Source organism: Patescibacteria group bacterium (assembly GCA_041650995.1).
GTDB lineage: Bacteria > Patescibacteriota > Patescibacteriia > XYB2-FULL-38-15 > XYB2-FULL-38-15 > JAHIRI01.
In genome coordinates, this window is the sequence record JBAZJZ010000001.1 from 560,903 (window position 1) to 567,161 (window position 6,259).

Sequence of the window (6,259 nt, forward strand, 5' to 3'; positions counted from 1 at the left end):
CCCTCTTTCAAAACAAAAAACCGAACTTAAAGCCGGTTTTCTATAACCCGGATTCTAAGTTGTTATAATTTCTTGGTTAATTGTAAAACCTTCCAAATAGTTAAAAGGCTAGTAGAGGTTTTGCATGCCCAAGTTTCTGGATTGATTTTTTAAAAATCACTTTTCCAAAAATTCGGGCACACATCTTTCTTTACTCTCCCTAAACTAATTAACTTACATCTTTATTTCCACGTCTACTCCAGCTGGTAAATTCAAATTAGTTAAAGCGTCTATTGTCTTCGGCGTGGGTTCTAAAATATCAATCAATCTTTTGTGTGTCCGCATTTCATACTGCTCCCGAGCGTCCTTATGGACGAAAGTTGAACGGTTGACCGTATACTTTCTAATCTCGGTAGGCAGAGGCGTTGGACCAGAAATTGAAGCGCCAGACCTTAAGGCTGTTTCAATAATAGTCTTTGCTGATTGATCAATGATTTTATGATCATAGGCTCGGATCTTGATTCTGATCCTCGCTCGCGCTTCTTCTTTTTCTACTTTTTCAGGAATTTTGTTTTCCATTTTATATTTGTCAAGTCCCGTCCCGCAATATTGCGGGACGGGATAAAACGATATTATTTTATAATTTTAGTCACTACGCCAGCACCAACAGTCTTACCGCCTTCGCGAATGGCAAATTTCTGTTTTTCTTCAAGGGCAACTGGCACAATTAATTTAATTTTCAGACTAACGGTATCGCCTGGCATAACCATTTCTGTGCCCGCGGGCAATTCCACTTCTCCGGTAACGTCAGTAGTTCTGATATAAAATTGCGGTTTGTAACCTTTGAAAAATGGTTTGTGGCGGCCACCTTCTTCTTTGGTTAAAGCAATAACCTCGGCTTCAAATTCTGTATGAGGAGTAACTGAACCTGGTTTTGCCAAAACTTGACCGCGTTCAACATCTTCTTTTTTAGTACCGCGGAGCAAAATGCCAGCGTTATCACCAGCTCTGCCTTCATCCAAAGATTTGTTAAACATTTCAATCCCAGTCACAACCGTTTTTTGAGTATCCTTCATGCCGATAATTTCCGCTTCGTCATTCAATTTAACCATACCTCTTTCAATTCTTCCTGTCACGACAGTGCCGCGGCCTTCAATTGAGAAAATATCTTCAATCGGCATCAAAAAGGGCTGATCAACTGGGCGTTGCGGCTCTGGAATATACTCATCCAAGGCTTTGGTTAGTTCCAAAATTGGCTTAGCAGCCTCTTCGTCGTTCGGATTTTGAAGAGCTTTTAGGGCTGATCCGCGGATAATCGGAGTGGTATCGCCAGGAAATTCATATTTTTTCAATAAATCCCTTACTTCTTCTTCCACCAAATCAATCAATTCCTTGTCCTCAACCATATCAACCTTATTTAAAAAGACGACAATATAAGGAACGCCAACTTGACGAGCTAACAAAATATGTTCTCGAGTCTGCGGCATTGGGCCATCGGTAGCTGAAACAACCAAAACAGCTCCATCCATCTGAGCCGCGCCGGTAATCATATTTTTAATATAGTCAGCATGGCCTGGACAATCTACGTGTGCATAATGGCGCTTTTCGGTTTCGTATTCAACGTGCGCAGTAGCAATAGTAATACCTCTCGCCTTTTCTTCTGGGGCGGAATCAATCTGGTCAACACTTTTATCAGAAGCTTTCATGCCGTGTGCTTTAAGCACACTTAAAATAGCCGCCGTTAAAGTGGTTTTGCCATGATCAACATGGCCGATAGTTCCCACATTCACGTGGGGTTTTGCTCGTTCAAATTTTTCTGCCATATTTTAAAACTCCTTACGCGACCCCTGATTTCTTCAGGGTTTTATCCAGCCGCAAATTAATAATTTTAGACTAATTTTAATTATAATACTTCCCTTCCCTTTTGGCAACTACTCCACCGGTTCAAAATAAAACTGGTTTTCTTCCTCTTTTCTTTCCGAGGTTTCATTCTCTTCTTGCGGCGGAATCATATCAATAACATTCTTAACCTCTTCACGCCACATAGCGATATCCTGATTTATTTTTTCTATTTTATCGGGTGCGCGGAAATTTGTCAAGTCTTCTGCCACCGGCCCCTTTTCCGCCAGTTTTTCATAATCTTCCATTTTCATCATTACATAAGCATCACCTTTTGCTGAATCGTAAAAAACAACCTTGTCCCCTGTTTTTTTTATTAGACTAAATAGTCTTTCAAAAATTTCTTTCATAATAGTTGTTTTAAAAAAATTTCCTTGAAATTTAAACTTTATTTTTTCCCTCTTTCTCCAATGATCGTTTCAGCGACATTTCTCGGAACTTCTGCATAATTTGCAAATTCCATATTATAAGAAGCTCGGCCCTGCGTCATAGAACGGAGAGAAGTGGCGTAGCCAAACATTTCCGCGAGCGGCACCATGGCATCAATAACTTTAATCCCGCTCCGGTCACGCATTTCCTGAATTTGGCCACGCTTGGAATTTAAATCGCCGATCACTTCACCCATAAATTGCTCTGGAGTCAAAACTTCCACTTTCATCATTGGCTCAAGCAAAACCAAGCCAGCTTTTTTCGCGCCATCTTGAACAGCCAAAGATCCGGCGATTTTAAAAGCCGCTTCCGAAGAGTCAACTTCATGGAAGGAACCGTCAAAAACTGTAGCCTTCACGTCAATCACGGGATAGCCGGCCAAAATGCCTTTTTCCAAAGCTTCTTTGGCACCTTTTCCAATCGGTGCGATGTATTCTTTTGGAATAACGCCGCCTTTAATTTCATCAACAAATTCAAAACCTTTTCCTTTTTCATTTGGTTCAACTCTAAGCCAGCAATGGCCATATTGACCGCGGCCACCCGATTGCCTGATATATTTTCCTTCGGCCTCTGCGGACTTTTTAATGGTTTCTTTATAAGCAACTTGCGGTTTGCCAACATTGGCTTCCACTTTAAATTCTCTTTTCATGCGGTCAACAATAATATCTAGGTGCAATTCACCCATGCCTGCAATAATGGTTTGCAAAGTTTCTTCATCAGTTCTGACGCGGAAAGTCGGATCTTCTTCAGCTAATTTTTGAAGGGCAGTACCCATTTTTTCCTGATCGGCTTTGGTTTTCGGTTCAACAGCAATGTCAATAACCGGTTCTGGAAAGACAATTGATTCGAGCATAACTGGATGATCCGGGTCGGTAAGAGTATGACCAGTAAAAGTGCTTTTTAAACCGACAGCCGCGGCAATTTCTCCGGCGTAAACCTCATCCACATCTTCGCGGTGATTAGCGTGCATCCGGACAATACGGCCGATTCTTTCTCGTTCGCCATTACTAACATTTAACACATATGATCCGGCTTTTATTGTTCCTGAATAAACTCTAAAAAAACAAAGTTTTCCGACATACGGGTCAGAGGCGACTTTAAAAGCCAGAGCAGTAAATGGTTCATCGTCAGTCGGCCGACGCGTAATTTTTTTCTCGTGATCCTTGGGATCAAAAGCTTCAATCGGCGGCACGTCGAGCGGGGACGGCAAATAATCGGCCACCGCGTCAAGCATAAATTGCACGCCTTTATTTTTTAGCGCGCTGCCACAAAGAACTGGAACAATATTATTCGCGATGACGGCTTTACGTAAAACTTTTTTCAAATCTGCAACCGGGATATCTTCCCCTGCTAAATATTTATTCATTAAAATTTCATCATTTTCCACGATGGCTTCAAGTAATTTCGCCCGATGTTGCTCAACCTTATCTTTCATGTCGGCAGGCACTTCTTCTTCGGAAATATCTTTGCCCATTTCGTCGTGATAAATATAAGATTTGCGAGTTAAAAGATCGATAATTCCCTTAAAATTAGCCTCCGTCCCGATTGGTAATTGGAGAGGATAAGCATTTTTTGTCAGCCGTTCGTGAATTGAATCAACGTCCTTGTAAAAATCGGCGCCGGTGCGATCCAATTTATTTATAAAACACATGCGCGGAACTTTATAGCCATCGGCATAATGCCAGTTAGTTTCTGATTGTGGTTCAACACCTGCCACGCCGTCAAAAATAACTACCGCGCCGTCCAAAACGCGCAACGATCTTTTAACTTCTACCGTAAAATCAATGTGGCCTGGAGTATCAATCAAATTGATGCGGACATCTTTCCAAAAACAAGTGGTAGCGGCCGACTGAATCGTGATGCCGCGTTCGCGCTCCTGTTCCATCCAATCCATTTCTGCGGCGCCTTCGTGTACTTCACCGATTTTATGTTTTTTCCCAGTGTAATACAAAACGCGTTCGGAAACAGTCGTTTTCCCGGCATCAATGTGAGCGATGATACCAATATTCCTTGTTTGTTCTTGAGTGTATTGTCTAGGCATAAATATTTGCAAAAATTAAAAACGTGCGAAATGAGCAAACGCTCGATTAGCTTCGGCCATGCGGTGGACGTCCATTTTCTTTTTCACGGCATCACCTTGATTTTGATAGGCGTCATTCAATTCATTAGCTAATTTTTCCGCCATTGGCTTGCCCTTTTTATGTCGCGCGGCGTCAATAATCCAATGATACGCTAAATAAATTTTTCGTTCACCGCGAACAGGAATTGGAATCTGGTAATTAGCGCCACCAACGCGTCGGCTTTTGACCTCAAGTGCCGGAGTAACATTTCTTGTCGCCTGATCAAAAATTTCTAAAGGATCTTGTTTCGTTTTTTCTTTAAGAATATCAAAAGCTTCGTAGACAATTCCTTGCGCTACGGTCTTTTTTCCCCTTTCCATAACATAATTAATAAACTTGGCAAGATTCATGCTTTTATATTTTGGATCGGGTAATATTTTTCTTTTTGGTGCTCGTTTACCGCGCATAAAATTATTTTTGTTTTATCAAATTAAATTATTTTCCTCTTTTCGCGCCGTAAATTGATCGGCCACGCTTTCGACCTTCCACGCCCTGGGTGTCATAAACTCCGCGAACTACGTGATATCTAACACCAGGTAAATCTTTAACACGACCGCCGCGGACCAAAACAATTGAGTGTTCCTGAAGATTATGTCCAACGCCAGGAATATAAGCAGTCACTTCCATACCGTTTGATAATCTGACTCTGCAAATTTTCCGCAAGGCAGAGTTTGGTTTTTTAGGCGTAACAGTTGTTACCTTAAGACAAACACCACGCTTAAAGGCGCTACCTTTTTTCAAATCTTTTCTCTTTCGGTGTAGTGTATCTAAAGTAGACTGAAGAGCCGGCGTCTTGGTCTTTTTAAAATTTGGTTTTCTTTTTCTTTTAACTAATTGATTTATAGTTGGCATATGCCTATTTTTCTTAACAATTTTTTTGTAAATTAAAAATGACAAAAAATCGAAAAATTTTGTCATCCTGATGCAGGGCAAAGTTTTAGCCACGCTTCGCCCATTGATAGTGGAACTCGTTCAAGATGAACCTATCTTTTTCTTACATTGTAAATATTACACAAATCCCTTACGGCCGTCAAGGGTAATTTTAAAAACCAAAAATTCGATCAATTAAAGATAAAACCGGGTCAATAACAAAACTGAAAATTGGAATATTCAAAAACCAACTCATAACCACAAGTCCAAGCAAAATTTGCGGCCCGTAAATATCCATAAATTGGCTAATATTTGGCCAACGGCGATCTACGATCAGATGTAAAAGATGGGAGCCATCAAGCGGCGGAATGGGAATTAAATTAAAAACCATCAAAACACCGTTAAAACCGACCAGGGCTCCTAAAAATAATATTAAAGAGCTTGACCCTAAAAATGGATAGGAAAATTTTAAAATTAAACCAAAAACAATAATTAAAAGTAGGTTGGACGCCGGCCCGGCCAAAGCCACGAGTGCCGGCCCATATTTTTGATTTTTTAAGTTATATGGATTGTAAGGCGCCGGCCTACCCCAACCAAAACCAATAAATAAGATTGCCAAAGTGCCCCATGGATCAAGATGAGCTAAGGGATTTAAGGTTAGCCGCCCCATTCGCTCGCCAGTCTGGTCGCCCTGCAGCCGCGCCGCCAAAACGTGGCAAAATTCATGAAAAGTTATGGAGATAACAAGAGCAACAAAGATGGCGAAAAATTTAACTGGCTCTACAAAAAGTAGACTGATAAGCATAATTTTATTGACACGTTTAATCGGCTATGATAATCTAAAAAAATCTTTATTAAAATAAACAAACAATATATGGCACGTAGATGCGACATTTGCGGCAAAGGTCCGCTCAGTTCTGCTTCAAGAAGCCACTCCAATATCAAATCCAAAAGACGGCTTT

Annotated in this window: 8 protein-coding genes; 1 reads left to right on the forward strand and 7 read right to left on the reverse strand. The window is 40.9% G+C overall.

Annotated features, from left to right (window positions below; genetic code table 11):
• Positions 1-213 precede the first annotated feature (213 nt).
• From rpsJ to WC445_03110, 7 genes are all read right to left on the reverse strand, one after another.
• Positions 214-558, reverse strand: a complete 345-nt coding sequence (gene rpsJ, locus WC445_03080) for a 30S ribosomal protein S10 (protein MFA5128927.1) — start codon at positions 556-558, stop codon at positions 214-216.
• Between the two features lie 53 nt (positions 559-611).
• Positions 612-1,802, reverse strand: coding sequence for an elongation factor Tu (gene tuf / locus WC445_03085; protein ID MFA5128928.1), 1,191 nt, complete (start codon positions 1,800-1,802; stop codon positions 612-614).
• Between the two features lie 108 nt (positions 1,803-1,910).
• Positions 1,911-2,228: a hypothetical protein gene (locus tag WC445_03090; GenBank protein ID MFA5128929.1), complete on the reverse strand. Its 318-nt coding sequence runs from the start codon at positions 2,226-2,228 to the stop codon at positions 1,911-1,913.
• A gap of 38 nt (positions 2,229-2,266) precedes the next feature.
• On the reverse strand, positions 2,267-4,348 hold the full coding sequence (gene fusA, locus WC445_03095) for an elongation factor G (protein MFA5128930.1): 2,082 nt from the start codon (positions 4,346-4,348) through the stop codon (positions 2,267-2,269).
• A gap of 15 nt (positions 4,349-4,363) precedes the next feature.
• Positions 4,364-4,834 (reverse strand): 30S ribosomal protein S7, encoded by a 471-nt coding sequence (gene rpsG, locus WC445_03100; protein MFA5128931.1) that lies wholly within the window; start codon positions 4,832-4,834, stop codon positions 4,364-4,366.
• Between the two features lie 28 nt (positions 4,835-4,862).
• Positions 4,863-5,279 (reverse strand): 30S ribosomal protein S12, encoded by a 417-nt coding sequence (gene rpsL / locus WC445_03105; protein ID MFA5128932.1) that lies wholly within the window; start codon positions 5,277-5,279, stop codon positions 4,863-4,865.
• A gap of 190 nt (positions 5,280-5,469) precedes the next feature.
• Positions 5,470-6,102, reverse strand: a complete 633-nt coding sequence (locus WC445_03110; protein ID MFA5128933.1) for a site-2 protease family protein — start codon at positions 6,100-6,102, stop codon at positions 5,470-5,472.
• 69 nt (positions 6,103-6,171) lie between these two features.
• Here WC445_03110 and WC445_03115 point away from each other — a divergent pair.
• Positions 6,172-6,259: L28 family ribosomal protein (locus tag WC445_03115; protein MFA5128934.1), on the forward strand; the 88-nt coding region annotated here is incomplete at its 3' end.

Bases quoted from the DNA above. Each gene is read 5' to 3' on its own strand.
- rpsJ (MFA5128927.1), bottom strand. From the start codon at position 558: ATGGAAAACAAAATTCCTGAAAAAGTAGAAAAAGAAGAAGCGCGAGCG.
- tuf (MFA5128928.1), bottom strand. From the start codon at position 1,802: ATGGCAGAAAAATTTGAACGAGCAAAACCCCACGTGAATGTGGGAACT.
- WC445_03090 (MFA5128929.1), bottom strand. From the start codon at position 2,228: ATGAAAGAAATTTTTGAAAGACTATTTAGTCTAATAAAAAAAACAGGG.
- fusA (MFA5128930.1), bottom strand. From the start codon at position 4,348: ATGCCTAGACAATACACTCAAGAACAAACAAGGAATATTGGTATCATC.
- rpsG (MFA5128931.1), bottom strand. From the start codon at position 4,834: ATGCGCGGTAAACGAGCACCAAAAAGAAAAATATTACCCGATCCAAAA.
- rpsL (MFA5128932.1), bottom strand. From the start codon at position 5,279: ATGCCAACTATAAATCAATTAGTTAAAAGAAAAAGAAAACCAAATTTT.
- WC445_03110 (MFA5128933.1), bottom strand. From the start codon at position 6,102: ATGCTTATCAGTCTACTTTTTGTAGAGCCAGTTAAATTTTTCGCCATC.